Below are 17,711 nucleotides of genomic sequence, written 5' to 3'. Positions count from 1 at the left end.
TTGAGTAAGTCGGGAGAGGGAAACAACCTTTCCGCAAAAGCCATGCCGGGCTGGACCGAGGCGCAAAGCCGACATCGGCAGACAATGCCCGACACAGATTACCCCCTAAATCCGCAGTAAGAAATGTTGAAACGCTACTGGCCCACCTTGTTGTCCTATGCCGCATCGAGTGGCAGTCTGTTTGCAGCCAATGTGGCGCAGCTGCTGACTTTTGCCATTCTGGCACGGTATCTCGGATCACACGAGTTCGGGCTTTTCGTGACCGTCATGGCGATCACGGCCATAGCGAATTACATTTGCGGACTTGGCGGAGCCGAATGTCTCGTGCGGCGCGTGGCCCAAAACCGGGCCATCTATCCCGCCATGCTCGGGCACAATATCATCCTGATCGTCACAAGCGGCGTCGTGCTGGTGGTGATCGGCATGATCCTGCTGCCGTTCTGGCTTGAATCCGTCCCGGAATTCGCCAGCAATTATCTCGGCATGTTTTTCCTGCTCGTCACGAATATCGTGCTTGTCCGCGCCATTCTTCTCGTCGAACAGATCTATATCGCCCATACCGACTTCGTATCGGCCAACCTGTCGGTGGTCGGTTTTGCGGTGGCGCGCACGCTGGCCGCAGTCATTGCCTGCCTCGTCTTCGATATTTCAACCGTGGTGCAGTGGGCCTACTGGCAGTTCGGCTGCCATGTGCTGGTGCTGGCGATCTATGTGTGGTTTTTGCGCCGGCTCGGCGCGCCGCAATATCGAATCGTGCGCGAGGAAATCCGGCTCGGCATCATGTTCGCCTCGCAGTTCATTTTTCGCGCTATTCGCCAAAATGCCGACCTTCTCATCCTCGGCGCGCTTGTCGCACCCAGCATCGTCGGCAGCTATGGCGTAACCCGCCGTATCGTGGACAGCAGCATGCTGACCATCGAGGCTATGAACCGTCTCGTCTATCCGCGCCTGTCGCAAGCCAGCGCCAACGGCATTCACCACGCATTGCCGATCACGCTGCGTCTGCTCGGTGCTTCGCTTCTGATCGGAACGCTGACCTCGCTGGTCATCTTCATCGCCGCGCCCTATCTCCCTCTTCTGTTCGGCCAGGAATATACGACGCTGATCGCCTTCTGCCGCACACTGTGCTGGATCACGATCTTCGTCGCTCTGTGGTCGATTGCAGTGGATTTGCTCGGTGCTGCCAGCCAGCACGCCTATCGCACGGCGGTGCTGAATGTCAGTAATATTCTGGGTGCGCCGCTTCTGGCGGCAGCCACCTGGTACGCCCCGATCACCGGCACGTTCACCGCCATTTACTTTATTGAAATATGTATCGTGTTGGCTTCGTGGTGCTGCGTCTTCTATCTCGTCAAAAGAAGCCGCGAGGCTGCTGCAAGGAAAGAGGTTCAAGTTTAAGCCCGGTCCGCCCGGGCAGAGGGGCAGGGTATAGTGGGGTTCACATCTGTCGCGGATACAAGGACACATCGGGTCCGGTCCATGCGTGTCGACGACATACCAGCGGTGCGCGACCTGTTCAGACAGGTCTTCCGACCCGAAGCCACCTCGAACGACGAGAGTTTCGACCGCTATTTCCAGCAAGTTTTCTTCGAAAACCCCTATTACGATGCCGATCTGTGCAGCATCGTGCATGAGGACAGTAAGGGCGAGATCGACAGTACGCTTTGCGTGTTGCCCATCCCCTATCATGTCGACGGCAAGATCGTCATGGGAAGGCTGCTCTGCGCCTATATGATGCGCCCCGGCAGCTCACCACGCGGCGCAGCGGAACTGACGCTGACCTTGCGCTCCCGGCCCAATGATTTCTCCTTCAGCGACAGTGCAGCACCCGTCAGCACCCGCCATTTCAGCGCGGTCGGTGGCATCACGCTCGATACCCATGGCCTTGCCTGGACCCGGATTTTCCGCGCTGCCAGTTATGTGGCCCAGTTCGTCGCCGAACGCCGCGCCGCCTTGCGCGGCTGGCCTGCGGCAAAGGTCGGCCAGCTTCTGGACCCTCTCGTTCCACTGCCCAAATTGCGCAATTCCACCAATGGCAAGCTGGCGGTGCAGGACATTGAGCAAAGCGACGCCATCGGCCTGATCCGTCACTTCCTGCCGACCTATGACGCCTATCCGGCATGGACGGAACAGGACCTGCACTGGGTCTTGAACCTTGCCCGCGACAACCGCGCCGCCGGTGCGCTCCGTTCCTGCTCGGTTTCCGGCACGAGCGGCGAGCCGGTGGGTTTCTTCTGCTATTATGCCCGGCCAAACGGGATTGCCGAAGTGCTCAGCATTCTGGCGCCGAAAAACCGCGAGCAAGCCGTGGTCGAAGTCATGCTGTCCCACTTGCAGGAGGCCGGGCATATCGCGGCGCAAGGCCGTGCAGACCCGCACTTTCTCGGCGCGCTGTCGCAGCAATCGGTGATGTTCTTCCGCCTGAAAGCCAATGTCTGTGTGGTGACCGCCAATCCAGATGTGCTGAACGCCCTCGACCACAACGATATCTTTGTCGGCGGACTCGCGGGAGAAAGCTGGAGCAGGCTTGTAACCGATTTCCAGTGAGGTTCTAGCTAGAGCAGTTCCAGCAAAAGTGCGAAGCGGTTTTGCGCAGGATAATGCGTAAAAACAAATAGATAGATCGGCTCCACGATTCCATTTTAACCGGAAATGCTCTAGCGGCTGAACCGGCGTTCGAGCAGGAAGAATGTCGTCGGCCCATTGGCGCTGGCGCCGTTATCGAGACGAAACTCCACTGCGCCCTCGCCGGTCGCAACGGGCGCATGAAGCTTGCCGTCAAGGCCGATGGCGGACAGTTTCCAGACCGATGCGGCGCCTGCAAGCCGGATATCGACGCGGTTGCGCAGCAGTGTAACGGGCAGACGCCCCCAATCCTCGATCACCTTTTGCGCGCTGTCGCGAAAACGCATATCCGTGTTGCGCGCATCGGTGGCAAAAATCACCAGCATCTTTTCGCTGGTCGCGAGGGGTTGTTCATCGAGCGCCGACACGGAAACGAGGCCGCGCTCTTCGGCATTGCCAAGTGTCACAACCCCGAGCGTCAGACTGTCCTTCAGATCGGCAAAGGCCAGAGCTTCGGTGCGGGGTGTCACCACCCGCATGCGGCTGCGGTCACGTTCCAGAAGGAGTTCCCCGGTCGCGCTGGCGAAGATGCCACGATAGGGATCGGTCGGATTGTCCTGCGAAAGCAAGCCTGCCTGTTTCAAACGCCCCAGAACATTATCCAGCGCGACATTGCGATAATTGATCTCGATGCCCCGCGTTACGGTTTCCGGCCATTGCAGACCGGAGGCGAAAAGTCCGATACCGCCGACCAGCGCCAGCGGTTTCAGCCTTTCCGGCTCACGCGCCTCAAGCGAATCTCCCAAGCTGGTTTCGCCCTGTATCATGAAGGGAACGGTAAAAGGCGCCGTTTTGACATCGCCACGCCGGAACAACAGCGAGGCCAGCGTTTCGCCCGCCCGCGCCACCGGATCGACCGCAAATGTATAGGGCACGATGCGCTGGCGAAGCGGCTCCGCCTCGTCGAAACCAAGCGTGACCGGCCCCTGCCCGTGGCGGCAAATGCCGTCCCAGCCCTGCAAGGCGGCATAGGCCGGAAAGACCAGCCCGGCTTCGTAGCGATAGCGGTTCCAGAACAGATGTTCATATTCGGTAACGAAGAACGGACGCCCGATCCAGCGCCCCGCCGCAAGCTCGCTTACATAGAAAGCGGCCTCACCGATGGAGCTGTTCTGCTTCATCGTCGTTCCCTGTTCCATTGAGCCGGTCCAGTCGTGATAGCTGTTGGCGCTGACCGCTTGTTGCGGCATGCGCGACAGCGCGGTCTGGACCGTGAACCAGTTATTATAGGGTGCGATCAGCCCCTTATAACCCAGCTTCCGATAGGCAGCCTCAAAGCGCGCGGCCAGCGCCTGTTCCCGCTCGACGGCGAAAGCCTGAAAATCATGCAGCCGCCGACCGCCGCCGGAGCGGCTTTGTGGCAGTTGCACCGTTCCCGCTTCAAGGCTTTCGCCAGCGGCAAGACCGCCCCAGGCGCGCGACAATGCAGCCGTGCCGGTATAACGTTTTTTCAAAAACGCATTGAAAGCCGGGGCAAATCCCGGCCAGAACGGCCCGCTCGCTGGCCTGCCATGCAGGAAACTCGTGAATTCAATGCCATTCTCATTGAAGGGAACAATCAGCGCCAGCGCCGGGTCGTGCAGCGGGGCCAGCCCCGTATAGGGATTGACCGTCGCATAGACTTCCTTTTGAAACCGCAACCAGTGGTCGAACGCGGTGTCGTCCACATAGATGCGGCGTTTCAGATTGCCTTCCGGCCCCCAGCGGTTGATATCCTTGCCGCCGAGCGCGCCGCTTTCCGCCGTCAGCCCGTCGATGGTCAAGTAGATGCCTTCGCGTTTCAACGCCGCCATCAGATAGCGAATGCGGTCCAGCGCCTGTGGGTCGAAGTTGAAGTCACCATCCCGACCCAGCATCAGGTCGGTGTCGAGGAAATGCAGCCGCGCAATATTGTAGCCATGGAGACGCAGCTGCCGCACATAACGGTCGATGAAGGCGTGGTCAATTTTCCCGGCTGACGGCAATCGCCAGGAGAGCGACGCGCAAAACAGGCGCTGAGGCTCATCCGGCTTTGCAGCCCGGACCAGACGCCCGGCGGCATTGGCGACGATGCGACCTTGCTCATCGATCGCAGGGTTGGGCAGAAAGGACGAGAAGTCCAGCGGGCTGCCCGGTGCCATTTCCAGCCGGGTTTCGGTGACCGGCATCCACTCTTCCGCGCCAGCCGTTACCGGCCAGCACGCCAAAGCGCCGAGACCGGCAAGGCAGGTTAGGAAAGCGGCGCGCGGCTTTCTCATGTCGTCTCTTTGAGAGGCTCTTTCGATATTTCTTTCACAACTCGGCTTTCGATCCAGTCCTGCGGCTTTCGGCGCGACTGGAAGAAGCCGAGCGGCATGGCGGCTGCGTGGAAAATCCACGCAACAACCGCGTAGACGCCAAGCGAAACGCTGCGCTCGCGGATCGACATCAGCACGAAAGGCAACAGCGCGAAAACGAGGGCTGCGACAGGCCCCCAAGGCGTGACGAAACCCAGCAATAGCGCGGCGAACACCAACAGCCACCAGACATAGACCGCGCCCCAGAGCCGCAATTCCGGCAGTTCTTTTATAACGTTCTTCCAGTGCGGCTGCCCGACTGCCGCGCGCAGCACCTCGCCCGTGCCGCGCAGATATTTGCTTTTCCAGCGGCGTGTCAGAAGCTTGTAGGCATTCATCGAATAGCCGAAATGCTGCACGAATGGCCGGTCGAGACGGTGCAATTTCCAGCCATGGGTACGCAGCCGCACGCCCGCGTCAAACTCCTCATGGCCATGCAGGTTGCGGTCGGAGAAATAGCCTGCCTGTTCGATTGCGGCACGACGGTAGAGCCCGCCGCCATTCATCCGGTCGATGTTACCAGCCTGCTTTTCGGGCGTATGCCTGCGGGCTCGCCGCTGAAATTCAAGGCTTTCCAGAATCTGGTCCACCACATGGCCGGTGACGCCACCGGCTTCGGGGTGGTCGGCCATATATTGCAGGGCTGCCGGAAAAAAATCCGGTTCGATGATCATGTCCCCGTCAATCAGGCCGACGAAAGGTTGCGTGGAATATTGAAAGCCCAGTTGCGGCCCCAGACCGCAGCTCGCCCGCGCAGGCGCTTCGATCTGCACCACCCGCACCGGATAGGCGCTGGCAATCTCCACCGTGCGATCTGTCGAACCGCTATCGGAGACGATGACTTCGACCTGTTCGTCCGGCAAGGCTGCAAGCGCGCTTTCAATCGCGGCGGCGATGCGCTGTTCTTCATTCAAAGTCTTGATGATGATCGAAACTGACATTACCCCGCCTTGCCCGCTACCGGTTGGTTATCGACAGTCATCGCTTGAAGCACATACACTTCTTGGATGTTTTCCAAAGTTTCATAGTTCCGTTTAGTTTCAAATAAACTAAACACCGCTATGCCAATATCGAATCGTCAGTGCATATTGGCGGATAAGCTTATCAACCGGCAAAGCAAACAGATATTTCAAGGCTACTGATGTCGAATGCCAATTTTCAAATAGAAGTACACAGTCGCGTTGATGATATATCCGAAGACTGGCCCGATGCAAATGACAGCAGCGGCAGCGCATTGTTCGTCTTTCAGTCGAAAACGTTTTTGCGCGCCTGGGAAGCGAGTTATGGCCAAGCCCGCAAGGCCCAGCTTTGTCTGGTCGAGGTGCGCGACCAGGACCGGCGCCCGGTCCTTTTTGTCCCCCTTTACATCCAGCAGCAACATGGCGCGCGCGTCCTCGCCTTCACCGATGACGGTGTGGCCGATTACAATGCGCCGATCCTTTTCGACCATGGGCAGACATGGGATGCCGCAAGTGCGGAGGCGCTGCTGCAATCCATTATCGCCGCTCTGCCGCCCTTCGACATAGCGGCTTTCGACAAGATGCCGGAAAGCATCGAGGGCCGCCCCAATCCGTTCTGGTATATTTCCAACCGCGATTGCGATGAGGCAACGCAATGGATCACGCTCGACCGGGCACAGCCCGATATCGAAGCATCGATCCGCGGCCTGCGCACCTTGAAAAAGCGCGCCAAGGCGCTGCGTCAGGCAGGCCGCTATCGCTTTCTCGTCACGCGCACGCCGGAAGAACGCGCCACCATTCTCGACGCCATGTTGCGGCAGAAGCAGCGGCGCTTCGTGGAAACCCGCGTGCCGGGCTTCGACGCTCATCCCGAAAAGCGCCAGTTCTTCGAGCTGGTGACGGAACCGCTCGCCGCCCGCAACGCCCTGCATTTCTCCGCCCTGACCATGGACGACGAGGTGGTCGCCACCATGTGGAGCGTCACGCGCAACGGGCATTATTGTGCAATGATCACCACTTTCGAAGATGGTGTCTGGAACAAATATTCGCCTGGCAAGGTGCTGATCCTGCGCCTGATCGAAGCGCTGAAAACCGACAATTACGCCTGTTTCGATCTCGGCTTCGGCAATGAGCCGTGGAAGCAGGATTTCGCAGATCGCACGATCCCCTTGCGCGATTATGTTGCCGCCCGGACAGCGCGCGGGAAACTGTCTCTGGCAAGCCAGCAACTGTTACGATCGCTGCGCTCCACCCGACTTTATCAGCGGCTTCGCCCGCTCAAATGGGAATTGCTGCGCCGGTTCTCGCGCTGAACGCTCAGCCCTCGCGCTTCGGCAGGCGCACCATGAAGGTGGAGCCTTCGCCAAGCTGCGAGCGGACGACGAGGCGTCCGCGATGGCGGGCCAGAATATGCTTGACGATGGCAAGCCCCAACCCGGTGCCCTTCTGCGCCCGGCTGGTTTCCACATCGATGCGGTAGAACCGCTCGGTCAGACGCGGCAGATGTTCGGCAGAGATGCCCGGCCCAAAATCCTGCACCGAAGCCACGACTTCCGGCGCGCTCCCGGTTTCATCCGTCTCCAGCTTGACGATGACTTTCTTGCCGCCCTGCCCATATTTGCAGGCATTTTCGACAAGGTTCTGGAACACCTGTATCAACTCGTCGCGGGCACCCGTGACCAGCACCGGACGATCCGGCAGATTGCGTTCGATGGCCACGCCCAGATTGGCGGCAAGCGGGGTCAGCGTGTCGGTGACATGGTTGATAACAGCCGTCAGGTCGACGCTTTCATTGACCGCCAGATGCGCCCGCATTTCCAGCCGGGACAGAGACAGGAGATCGTCAATCAGACGCGACATGCGCTCGGCCTGCTTCTGCATGATATCGAGAAAGCGGTCGCGGGCGGCAACGTCATTGCGCGCCGGACCCTGCAAGGTTTCGATGAAACCGCGCAAGGAGGCGAGCGGCGTGCGCAATTCATGGCTGGCATTGGCGATAAAGTCGGACCGCATGCGGTCGATGCGGCGCGTCTCGCTCTGATCGCGGAAGATGAGCACGAAGAGTTCGGGCCGCCCGTCCATATCCGGCAGCGCCTTGACCATGGCCTTGTACCAGCGGTCGATTGGCACACGCTCGAAATATTCGATGCTGCGGGGCTCGCCATCGGCAATAACGCCCTGAATGAGCGCATGCATTTCCGGGGCGCGGAAGCGCAGATAGAGCGCCGTTCCGCTTTCCAGCGATTGAAAGGCTTCAAGCGCCGCCGCGTTGGCGAACAGCACCGTGCCGCCATGGTCGAAAACGATCATCGGATCAGTAAGCAGATCGGCCAGCCGCTCGCCGGAAACACCGGCCATTTCGCTGTGGTCTTCGTCCTTGACCGGAGCCGCTTCGGGTTCACCACTACCGACTTCATTCGCGACCCACACCGCCCCCAGCACCACCAGAGCCAGAAGCGCAGCCCGGAACCAGAATGGCAGTTCCAGAGCCATGACGCAGACCGCCAGAACCATGCTGACGATGAGAACGCCTTTTACCCTGCCTAGCGGCGCAAAAATCGACGATTCCTGAACCTGCGCCGTCTGGGCGGTCTTGGCATCCTCGGTATGGCGGTTGTTTTCACTCATTCTTGTCCCTCAGGCGTGCCGAAGATCTGCCCCAAAATCCACAGCGACGTCTTTACGCAACTTCTTATCTGCCCATATCATGGATTGATATAAACGAAAGGGAATTGCCGTGGGTGACAGTTCGAAGACAGCTAACAAAAAGAACGACAAGAAAAGCGATATCCCAGCTATTGATAAGCCGCTGAAGCTGAAAATCGGCGGCGAAACCCGCAAGTTCGATATCAACGATCCCAAGCTTCCCAACTGGATTGACGATCAGGCGCTGCAGTCCGGTGGCTATCCCTATTCATCCCGCATGAAGAGCGATGAATATGAGGCGACGCTCGAACGCCTGCAGATCGAGCTGGTCAAACTGCAATACTGGCTGCAATCGACCGGCGGACGCGTCATCAGCGTCTTTGAAGGGCGCGATGCGGCTGGCAAGGGCGGCACCATCTTCACCATCCGCGAATTCATGAACCCGCGTACCGCGCGCAACGTCGCCCTGCCAAAACCCACCCCCACCGAAAGCGGGCAGTGGTATTTCCAGCGCTATGTGGCGCATTTCCCCACGGCGGGCGAATTCGTCACCTTCGACCGCTCCTGGTATAACCGGGCTGGCGTGGAAGCGGTGATGGGCTTCTGCACTCCTGCGCAGCTTGAAATCTTCCTCACCGAAACGCCCGATTTCGAACGGATGATCGTGACGGACGGCATTCACCTGTTCAAATTCTGGCTCGATATCGGGCAGGAAATGCAGCTGAAACGCTTTCACGAGCGCCGCCACAGCCCGCTCAAGAGCTGGAAATTCTCGCCGATGGATGTGGCCGGTATTTCGCGCTGGGATGATTATTCCGCAGCACTCCACACCATGCTGGAACGCACCGACAGCGGCTATGCGCCATGGACCATCGTGCGCTCCAACGACAAGCGGCGCGCACGACTGGCCGCCATCCGGCGTATCCTTTTGACCCTCCCCTATGACGGACGAGACCTCGACGCCATCGGCCCGGAAGATCAGTCCATTATCGGGCGCGGTTCGGCATTCATCACGCAGTCGACGGCATCCAAGTAAAAAATACTCGGCCTGTGCGGCGTTTTCTCCCAAAGATGTGGTTTGCGCACCAGCTGCCACAGCGCCCGCCAGGCCGAGAGCGAAATCAGCACCCAATAAATCGGTATTCCCGGCAGATAGGCATAACCGCCGCGTTCTGTCGGCTCCATGGTTTTTGCGCCGAGCAGATAGAAGCTGAGATAGGCCAGCAGAATATTCACCACATCCAGTACCAGCAGCCAGAGACTGGCGGGCGTCAGCGGCTGCGCGAGCAGCTTTACGACCAGGACGATCAGCGTCACCAGCATGAACGGATGCAGCAGCGCCGAAGCAATAATGCCAAGCGTATAAATCTGGTTGATCGCAAAGCGCCAGCCGCCAAGCTGGTGCAAGGCCGTGTAAGGGTCGCGGGCATGCACCAGCCATGTCTGTATCCAGCCCTTGATCCAGCGCGTGCGCTGCTTGCGCCAGACAGCGTAATCCTCAGGCGCATCCTCGATGGTGCCTCGACTGATTATGCCGATACTGTAGCCATAGCGCGCCAGACGAATGCCCAGATCGGCATCTTCGGTTACGTTGAAAGCATCCCAGCCGCCGACCTCTTCGAGACACGACCGGCGGAAATGATTGGACGTGCCGCCAAGCGGAATGACCAACCCCCGGCTGGCCAGCCATGGCAGAAGCCCGCGAAACAGTGCCGCATATTCAAAGGCGAACATGCGCGTCAAAAGATTATGCCGGAAATTGCCGATGATCAGCGGCGCCTGCACGCAGGCAAGCTGCCCGCCGTCGCGCCGGAAAGCCTGCCATGCCTCGCGTAACTGGTCGGGATGCGGGCGGTCCTCGGCGTCGAACACCGCAACAATCTCGCCGCGCACAAATTGCAATGCATAGTTCAGTGCATTCGGCTTGGTGCGCGGCCCACCCGGCGGCACGGTAATGACCTCGAAATTCGCAGGCAGAGTGTGGCGCTCTATCGCGGCGCGGGTTTCGACATCGTCTTCTTCGCAGACGAGCTTGATTTCCAGCTTGCTGCGTGGCCAGTGGATCCCGTTGAGCGCGGCAATCAGCTGGCCGATTACCTCTTTTTCCCGATAAAGCGGCACGAGCACGGAATAGACCGGCAACTCACTTTTCTTCAGCGGGAAGAGTTCCACAAAGCACAGACGCCCGCCGCTCGTCACCGCGAACAGCCGGATCAGCACGCAGCCGAAGAAGAACAGCGTCATCAGGACATGGATGGCAAGAAAAGTCTGGAGCGGCCAGTTGATGAGGGCGGCGATCAGCAGATAAAGCGCCATCGCAATGACGAAGGCTTGCCAACTATGCAAGACGCGGGCTGCCGAAAGGGTTTGCGGCGTCATCTGCCGCGCCCGTTCAATCAGCCGCGCGCGGTATCGCCGTCGCAAGATCTGCCTGAGAAGTGTAGGCGTGCAGATGCGGATACGCCTGCGCAGCGACGGATTTGCACGCACATGCTCAAGCAGGCTCCTGATCCGATGCTCCGCCGGCGCAATATAGAGATATGTCGTGCCATCCGGCCCGATGGTCGTGACCTGCGCGACATCGGTGAGCCGCAGCAAGCCCTCTTCATCCGACATGAACACGCGAGACGGCAATATTGCCTGCGTGAACTCCAGCCCCAACAGGTCTGCAATCGCTTCGAAAACCGCAATTTCCGTCATGCCGGGCTGCTGAACAAGTTCGGCGCAGAATGTGGTCCCGTTGCGCACGGCTTCGCTATAAGCCCCGATAAGCGAACATCGTGCAACTCCGCGCCGCTGCAATCTGGCAGATATGGCGCCGCATATCTCCAGATCGAAGCCAATCGATCCGTTATTCATAACGCCCCCCGACGTTCGACAAATATAAATCAGATATATTTATTTTATTGATTTATAATAGTAGAATATAATTATGCACTACTACCTTTCTCTTCGCCTTTTATTGAAATTTTAAAGTAAAAAAATATTATAAAAATGCAACCATTATTTTAAGCGCCATTCACTATGCAACTCTTGCAAGGTGCGCGTTAACGCGAAATTATGCCGAAGCTGATAGGAAGCCTGCCCATGAAACGGTGTCTTTCAAGCTTGATGATTTTAGCTGGCGCGCTGGCGGCGAGCCCAACCGCGTTTGCGCAGACGGCACCGGCTGCTCCGGATTTCCTCAACCAGAGGGAACGCCTGCCGCTGCCTTCGTTGCAAAGGCTCACGCGGCTGCGTTTCATTACCACAGTGGATTTTCCGCCGTTCAACACGCTCAACAATCAGGGGCAACTCTCCGGCTATAATGTCGATCTGGCCAAAGCGCTTTGCCGCCAGCTCGGCATCGAGGATATCTGCCAGATCGAAGCAGTACCCTGGAACGAGCTGGAAGACCGTGTCCTGAAAGGTGATGCGGAGGCGATTATCGGCGGCTGGCAACCCACCGAAGCGCGTCGTAAGGATTTCGTGTTTTCGCGCAGCTATATGCGCCTGCCCGCCCGCTTCGCGACGCAAAAAAGCAAGAGCTTTAACCAGCCCGCCTCGCTGGCAACCCGCGGCAAATCGGTTGGCGTTGTTGCGGGCACCGCGCATGAGCAATTGCTCAAGAGCTATTTCCCACAGGCGCTGGCAAAACCCTATCCGGATCGCGCAGCCATGCTGGCCGACCTGAAAGGTGGCAAGCTCGATAGCGTGTTCGACGACGGCATGGCGCTGTCCTTCTGGCTCAATGATGCCGAAAGCGGCAATTGCTGCGCCCTGACCGATGGCCCCTATCTCGCGCCGCAATATCTGGGAACCGGCCTCAGCATCGCCGTGACTGGCGAGAACGCCGCCATCGCCAGCGCCATCAACAATGCGCTGCAAGCCTTGCAGCAAAAGGGCGTCCTGACCGAGCTTTACCTGCGCTATTTCCCGACAAGCTTTTACTGAGCCCGGGTGGAATCAGCCGAATGACACTTTTCGGCCCGCCCACGCCCAAATGCGCATTTCAAATGACGGCATTTGCTGCACACGCGCCCCACAGGGGGCCAAACATGCGTGCCATTTTGACGCAGAGTAAAGACTCAACGATTTCGGATTTCACAAATTTTTGAAACTTCCGACAAAACAATATTTACAGTAATAAAGTAAAAATGTTTACTATCAAGCACTTTTGGGAAATTTCAGCCGCTAAAAGGTCGATAAAGCGACCCATATCAAGCAGTTACGCGCCGCTTTTACCACAAAAATAAGTTTAAATACATCGATTTATTTTGACTTGAAGAAACAACCGCCTGATCCCTAATCTGTCGAGGGGAGAAGGAGGATTTATACGATGTTTGATGGCGTTCCTGCACAATGGCACAAAACTCCGGAACAAACCAAACGCTCGCCGAATGAAGCGGCATATGTCTTTCTGGGGATCATGCTGGCAGCATTGACCGTACCGGCGGCATTTCTCGGCTGGGCACTGTTCCAGAGCATCGGCTCGCTGCTGCACTGAGCGGTTTTCGGGTCAAAACGCAATTCACCCGGTTTGAGGAGACTGGGACTGCTGTGGCGTGATCTGTAAACCATTGGGGACATCCCGGTGAGGATGTTCGTGAAACAAGATTTTGAGCAAATGAAAAGCCCCGCCGGATAGCGGGGCTTTTGCTTTTTTGGTTTCAGGGCTGACGGTCAGAGACCGCCGGCCGAGCCATTCGGCGCATCATGGGATGGCGTCTGCTCGATTGCATCATCCTCGTCCTCAGGCTTCTTCGGCGGCTTGCGCGCGATGATGCTGTAGAACATCGGGATGAAGAGCGTCGCAACGAAGGTTGCAACCAGCATACCGCCGATAACGCCCGTACCGATGGAGTGACGGCTGGCCGAGCCTGCGCCCGAGCTGATTGCCAGCGGCACCACCCCGAGAATGAAGGCCAGCGAGGTCATCACGATCGGGCGGAAACGCAGGCGTGCCGCAGACAATGCCGCATCGAAGGCGGATTTACCCGTCTCGCGTTCCAGCACGGCAAATTCCACGATCAGGATCGCATTCTTTGCCGCAAGACCGATGAGTGTCACCAGACCGATCTGGAAATAGACGTCATTGGTCAGTCCGCGCAGATGGGTGGCCAGAAGCGCGCCGAAGATCGCGAAAGGCACCGCCGTGATAACGGCAAGCGGCAGGCTCCAGCGCTCATACTGGGCAGCCAGGATGAGGAACACCATCAACAGACCGAAAATCATGGCCTGCGTGCCGGTGCCGCTGGTCGTGACTTCCTGATAGGCGGAACCCGTCCACGCGATCTGGAAGCCCTGCGGCAACACTTCCGCCGCCACTTCCTGCATCGCCTTGATGGCGTCGCCCGAGGTGTAGCCCGGCGCCGGATTGCCGGTGACCTTTGCAGCGTTGAACGCGTTGAAACGTTCGAGCTGGTCGGGACCGACGATGCGCTTGACGGTCACAAGGGCGCTCAGCGGAATCATGCTGCCGGAGTCGGCGCGCACGAACACGTGTTTCAGATCGCTCGGATCGCGGCGGAACTCCGCCTCGGATTGCAGGTTGACCTGATAGTTACGACCAAACAGCGTGAAGTCGTTGACATAGACACTGCCGAAGGTCGCCTGCATGGCGGTGAACACCGAGTTGATCGGCACGCCCATCGCCTTGGCCTTTTCGCGGTCAAGCTGGATGTCGTATTGCGGAACATTCGGATCGAATGTCGTGCGTACACCTGCAAGCTCGGGCCGCTTGGCGGCTGCATCAGTGAGCAGCTTCGTGGCATTGGTCAGCGATTCCACACCACCGCCGGTACGGTCCTGAACATAAAGTTCGAAACCGCCGGTCGTGCTGAGGCCGAGGATCGGCGGCGGGTTGAAGGCCAGCACAAGGCCGTCCTTGATCCCCGCATTCATGCCCATGATGGCGCCCGGCAGGTTGCGCGCATCGAGATCCGGCGTCGTGCGTTCCTTCCAGTCCTTAAGCATGATGAACATGGTGCCCGCACTGGTCTTCAGACCGCCCGACAAGAGGTCGAAACCCGAAACGGCAAACACGTTTTCCACGGCTGGATGCTTGCGGATGTTTTCGCTCGCCTGATTGAGAACCGCCGTCGTGCGTTCCAGCGAGGCGGCCGGAGGCAGGATGGCGACACTGAACAGGAAGCCCTGATCTTCATCCGGCAGAAGCGAACTTGGGACCTTCTGGAACAGGAAATATGTGCTGCCCAGAAGACCTGCAAAGATCAAAAGGCCGATGGCAACGCGCTTGAGGAAGAAGCGAACGCCCGCCGTATAACCTTCCGTAACCCGGTCGAAGAATCGGTTGAAGATGCGGAACGGCAGGATCGGCTCATGATGTCCCGGCTTCAGGATCAGCGCGCAGAGCGCCGGTGTCAGGGTCAGCGCCACAGTACCGGACAGCACCACCGAGATCGCGATGGTGACGGCGAACTGCTTGTACATTTCACCGACGAGACCGCCCATGAAGGCAACCGGAATGAACACCGCGCAAAGCACGAGAACAATCGCGATAACCGGCCCCGTCACTTCGCCCATGGCCTTGATGGCGGCCTTGCGCGGCGAGAGCTTCTCGGTTGTCATGATACGTTCGACGTTTTCAAGCACCACGATGGCGTCGTCCACAACGATACCGATGGCAAGAACCAGACCGAACAGGGTCAGAAGGTTGATCGAGAAGCCCAGCACATACATGCCCGCAAATGTACCGATGATCGAGATCGGCACCGCGATAACGGGAATAAGCGTTGCGCGCCAGTTTTGCAGGAAGATGAACACCACGAGGACAACGAGGATGATAGCCTCGATGAAGGTGTGGATGACTTCCTCGACCGAAACCTTGATGAACTTGGTCGTGTCGAACGGGATGGAATAATTGATGCCCGCCGGGAAGCTGGCCTTCAGCTCCTCCATACGGTTCTGGATGAGTTCCATCGTGTTGAGCGCGTTGGCGCCCGGCTGCAGATAGATCGCAATCGGAACGGCGGGCGTTCCATTGAGATTACTATCGACGAGATAGCTTTCGGTGCCAAGTTCCACGCGCGCCACGTCTTTCAGACGCAGCGTCGCCGCATTGGGACTGGACCGCAGAATGATGTTTTCGAAGGCCTTTGTATCCGGCAGACGGCCCTGCGTCGTCGCCGTATAGGTGAACGGACCGGCCTGCGGATCAGGCTGATCGCCGAAGCGACCCGCAGCAAACTGCGCGTTCTGTTCCTGAATGGCGGTCTGAACGTCGGATGGTGTCAGATTATACTGCGCGAGCTTGTCCGGGCGCAGCCAGATACGCATCGAATAATCGATATTGCCGAGCAGCTGCACATCGCCCACGCCCGACAGACGCTTGAGATCGTCGATGACGTTCAAAAGCGCATAGTTACCGACATAGGTACGGTCATAGCGTCCCTCTTCCGCGAACATGGCGACCATGCCCAGAATGGTGGTGGAACGCTTGTCCACGGTCACGCCGAGACGCTGCACTTCCTGCGGAAGCGAAGACGTCGCGCGCTGAACGCGGTTGTTGACGTTGATTGTGGCCTGATCCGGGTCGGTGCCCAGCGCAAAGGTCACAGTCAGCTGCATGGTGCCGCTGCCAAGGCTCGAGGACTGCATGTAAAGCATGTTCTCGACGCCGTTGATCTGCTGCTCAAGCGGCGCGGCGACGGTTTGCGTCACCGTTTCCGCGCTTGCACCCGGATAGGTCGCGGTGACCACCACCTGCGGCGGCGTCAGCTCCGGATATTGGGCGATCGGCAGGATGCGGATGCAGATAAGCCCCGCAAGCACAAGCACAATGGATATGACCGCCGCGAAAACGGGGCGGTCTACGAAAAACTTATTCATTTGTTGCCTGCCGCCTGTTCCTTGCCAGCTTCAGCCGACGATGCTTCCTTGTTGCCGGCAGCCGCCGCCTCGACAGGCTGCACCTTGCCACCCGGACGAGCTTTAATGACGCCTTCGGTCACAATGCGGTCGCCTTCCTTGAGGCCATCGGAAATCAGCCATTCGTCGGCGAGTTCACGCGCGACCGTGACCGGGCGCACTTCCACGACATCGTCCTTGTTCACGACATAGACGAATTGCAGCTGCGGACCCTGCATCAGGGCAGCCTTCGGGATCGTCACGGCGTTTTTCACCTGAATGCCGAGAATGACGGCGCGCACGAACTGACCGGGGATCAGGCGGCGATCCGGGTTCTGGACAACGGCGCGTGCACCGAGTGTTCCGGTTTCCGTATCGAGCGACGACGAGGTGAAGTCGATCGTGCCTTCGTGGTCATAAGCCTGTCCGTCACCGAACAGGATCTTGATCTTGAGACGGTCGGCATCCTCGCCCGTCGCGCCGCGTTCGGCGCGCAGCCGCTGGATTTCAGCGGCTTCCGTGTCGGTGAACGAGAAGTTCACATAGACCGGATCAAGCTGCGTGATCGAGGTCAAAAGGCTCGATGTCGCGTCGGTGCCGATAAGGCTGCCCTCGGACACCTGTTCCTGGCTGGTGATCCCGCTGATCGGCGCGGTCACCTTGGTATAGCTCAGATTGAGTTCGGCGGTGCGCAACTGCGCCTGCGCGGCGGCGACAGCGGCCTTGTTCAGATCGCGGGTCGCGAAGGCCGTATCGCGGACTGCCGTGCTCTGTACCTTCTGCTGGACCAGCTGTTCGGCGCGCTCGGCATCGCGGATGGACTGCTGGTACTGCGCCTGCGCCTGCGCAACCTGAGCCTGTGCTTTTTCAAGCTCGGCCTGATAGGGCGCCGGATCGATTTCGAACAGCACTTCGCCGGCCTTCACCTCGGTGCCTTCGACGAAGTTGCGGTGCAGGAGAATGCCGCCGACGCGGGCGCGAACCTGCACGTTACGATAGGCGCTGATGCGCGCTGCATATTCATAGGTAACGGGCACGTCGTGCGGTCTGATCGTCACGACAGAAACCTGCGCAGGCGGTGCGCCTGCGGGTGCCTGTGCAAAAACAGGCTGCCCTGCAAAAACAAGAAAAGCGGCTCCCGCCGCAAAAAGCCGGATAGAACGATGGATGGTCATGATGGGTGTTGCCCTTGTTGTCGCCCCGGTGGTGCCCATGAGGTGCGGCCAATTAAACATACATATCTGTTTGTAAACACGATTTGCGATGCTATAGTCAATAAGCTCAAAGGTAGATCACGAATGATTTATCCACGGTACAG

The 17,711-nt window shown here is 58.7% G+C and carries 12 protein-coding genes; 6 read left to right on the top strand and 6 right to left on the bottom strand.

Going from position 1 to position 17,711, the window contains the following annotated elements; translation table 11 throughout:
* Window positions 1–123: 123 nt before the first annotated feature.
* A complete protein-coding gene (locus HWD97_RS11600; RefSeq protein WP_371835032.1) occupies window positions 124–1,398 on the top strand; it encodes a lipopolysaccharide biosynthesis protein in 1,275 nt (424 codons plus the stop codon).
* A gap of 81 nt (window positions 1,399–1,479) precedes the next feature.
* The gene (locus tag HWD97_RS11595) at window positions 1,480–2,547 is read left to right on the top strand and encodes a hypothetical protein (RefSeq protein ID WP_109368338.1); all 1,068 of its coding nucleotides are present in this window, start codon (window positions 1,480–1,482) and stop codon (window positions 2,545–2,547) included.
* 110 nt (window positions 2,548–2,657) lie between these two features.
* Here HWD97_RS11595 and HWD97_RS11590 read toward each other — a convergent pair whose 3' ends face one another.
* Both HWD97_RS11590 and HWD97_RS11585 read right to left on the bottom strand, forming a co-directional pair.
* A complete protein-coding gene (locus HWD97_RS11590) occupies window positions 2,658–4,862 on the bottom strand; it encodes a glycoside hydrolase (RefSeq protein WP_235858903.1) in 2,205 nt (734 codons plus the stop codon).
* Window positions 4,859–5,881, bottom strand: a complete 1,023-nt coding sequence (locus HWD97_RS11585) for a glycosyltransferase family 2 protein (RefSeq protein ID WP_109368337.1) — start codon at window positions 5,879–5,881, stop codon at window positions 4,859–4,861. The genes HWD97_RS11590 and HWD97_RS11585 overlap by 4 nt, the downstream gene beginning before the upstream one ends.
* A gap of 200 nt (window positions 5,882–6,081) precedes the next feature.
* Here HWD97_RS11585 and HWD97_RS11580 point away from each other — a divergent pair, with 200 nt between their 5' ends.
* Entirely contained in the window at window positions 6,082–7,212 is a 1,131-nt protein-coding gene (locus HWD97_RS11580; protein ID WP_109368336.1) for a GNAT family N-acetyltransferase, read from the top strand.
* A gap of 4 nt (window positions 7,213–7,216) precedes the next feature.
* On the opposite strand, the gene HWD97_RS11575 is transcribed toward HWD97_RS11580, so the two are convergent.
* Entirely contained in the window at window positions 7,217–8,527 is a 1,311-nt protein-coding gene (locus tag HWD97_RS11575; RefSeq protein WP_109368335.1) for an ATP-binding protein, read from the bottom strand.
* A gap of 109 nt (window positions 8,528–8,636) precedes the next feature.
* Between HWD97_RS11575 and ppk2 the strand changes: the two genes are divergently transcribed.
* Complete coding sequence (ppk2, locus tag HWD97_RS11570; protein ID WP_109368334.1) at window positions 8,637–9,581, top strand: polyphosphate kinase 2; 945 nt, start codon at window positions 8,637–8,639, stop codon at window positions 9,579–9,581.
* On the opposite strand, the gene HWD97_RS11565 is transcribed toward ppk2, so the two are convergent.
* Window positions 9,524–11,404 (bottom strand): glycosyltransferase, encoded by a 1,881-nt coding sequence (locus HWD97_RS11565; protein WP_109368333.1) that lies wholly within the window; start codon window positions 11,402–11,404, stop codon window positions 9,524–9,526. The genes ppk2 and HWD97_RS11565 overlap by 58 nt on opposite strands.
* A 228-nt stretch (window positions 11,405–11,632) precedes the next feature.
* Between HWD97_RS11565 and HWD97_RS11560 the strand changes: the two genes are divergently transcribed.
* Both HWD97_RS11560 and HWD97_RS11555 read left to right on the top strand, forming a co-directional pair.
* Window positions 11,633–12,478 carry a transporter substrate-binding domain-containing protein gene (locus HWD97_RS11560; RefSeq protein ID WP_371835031.1) on the top strand — a complete coding sequence of 282 codons (846 nt, stop codon included), beginning with the start codon at window positions 11,633–11,635 and terminating at the stop codon, window positions 12,476–12,478.
* A gap of 385 nt (window positions 12,479–12,863) precedes the next feature.
* On the top strand, window positions 12,864–13,031 hold the full coding sequence (locus HWD97_RS11555) for a hypothetical protein (protein ID WP_167836049.1): 168 nt from the start codon (window positions 12,864–12,866) through the stop codon (window positions 13,029–13,031).
* Between the two features lie 176 nt (window positions 13,032–13,207).
* On the opposite strand, the gene HWD97_RS11550 is transcribed toward HWD97_RS11555, so the two are convergent.
* Together HWD97_RS11550 and HWD97_RS11545 are read right to left on the bottom strand one after the other, a co-directional pair.
* A complete protein-coding gene (locus HWD97_RS11550; protein WP_371835030.1) occupies window positions 13,208–16,375 on the bottom strand; it encodes an efflux RND transporter permease subunit in 3,168 nt (1,055 codons plus the stop codon).
* Window positions 16,372–17,568 carry an efflux RND transporter periplasmic adaptor subunit gene (locus HWD97_RS11545; RefSeq protein ID WP_371835029.1) on the bottom strand — a complete coding sequence of 399 codons (1,197 nt, stop codon included), beginning with the start codon at window positions 17,566–17,568 and terminating at the stop codon, window positions 16,372–16,374. Before HWD97_RS11545 ends, HWD97_RS11550 begins: the two co-directional genes overlap by 4 nt.
* Window positions 17,569–17,711 lie beyond the last annotated feature (143 nt).

The organism is Ochrobactrum sp. C6C9, from assembly GCF_022627935.1.
GTDB classification, from domain to species: Bacteria; Pseudomonadota; Alphaproteobacteria; order Rhizobiales; family Rhizobiaceae; genus Brucella; species Brucella teleogrylli.
The sequence above is the reverse complement of the archived record's forward strand: the minus strand, read 5'-3'. Positions and strand labels throughout refer to the sequence as shown.

Coding starts and splice junctions, on each gene's coding strand:
- HWD97_RS11575 (WP_109368335.1), bottom strand. CDS start 8,527: ATGAGTGAAAACAACCGCCATACCGAGGATGCCAAGACCGCCCAGACG.
- HWD97_RS11550 (WP_371835030.1), bottom strand. CDS start 16,375: ATGAATAAGTTTTTCGTAGACCGCCCCGTTTTCGCGGCGGTCATATCC.
- HWD97_RS11555 (WP_167836049.1), top strand. CDS start 12,864: ATGTTTGATGGCGTTCCTGCACAATGGCACAAAACTCCGGAACAAACC.
- HWD97_RS11590 (WP_235858903.1), bottom strand. CDS start 4,862: ATGAGAAAGCCGCGCGCCGCTTTCCTAACCTGCCTTGCCGGTCTCGGC.
- HWD97_RS11580 (WP_109368336.1), top strand. CDS start 6,082: ATGTCGAATGCCAATTTTCAAATAGAAGTACACAGTCGCGTTGATGAT.
- HWD97_RS11565 (WP_109368333.1), bottom strand. CDS start 11,404: ATGAATAACGGATCGATTGGCTTCGATCTGGAGATATGCGGCGCCATA.
- HWD97_RS11585 (WP_109368337.1), bottom strand. CDS start 5,881: ATGTCAGTTTCGATCATCATCAAGACTTTGAATGAAGAACAGCGCATC.
- HWD97_RS11545 (WP_371835029.1), bottom strand. CDS start 17,568: ATGACCATCCATCGTTCTATCCGGCTTTTTGCGGCGGGAGCCGCTTTT.
- HWD97_RS11595 (WP_109368338.1), top strand. CDS start 1,480: ATGCGTGTCGACGACATACCAGCGGTGCGCGACCTGTTCAGACAGGTC.
- HWD97_RS11600 (WP_371835032.1), top strand. CDS start 124: ATGTTGAAACGCTACTGGCCCACCTTGTTGTCCTATGCCGCATCGAGT.
- HWD97_RS11560 (WP_371835031.1), top strand. CDS start 11,633: ATGAAACGGTGTCTTTCAAGCTTGATGATTTTAGCTGGCGCGCTGGCG.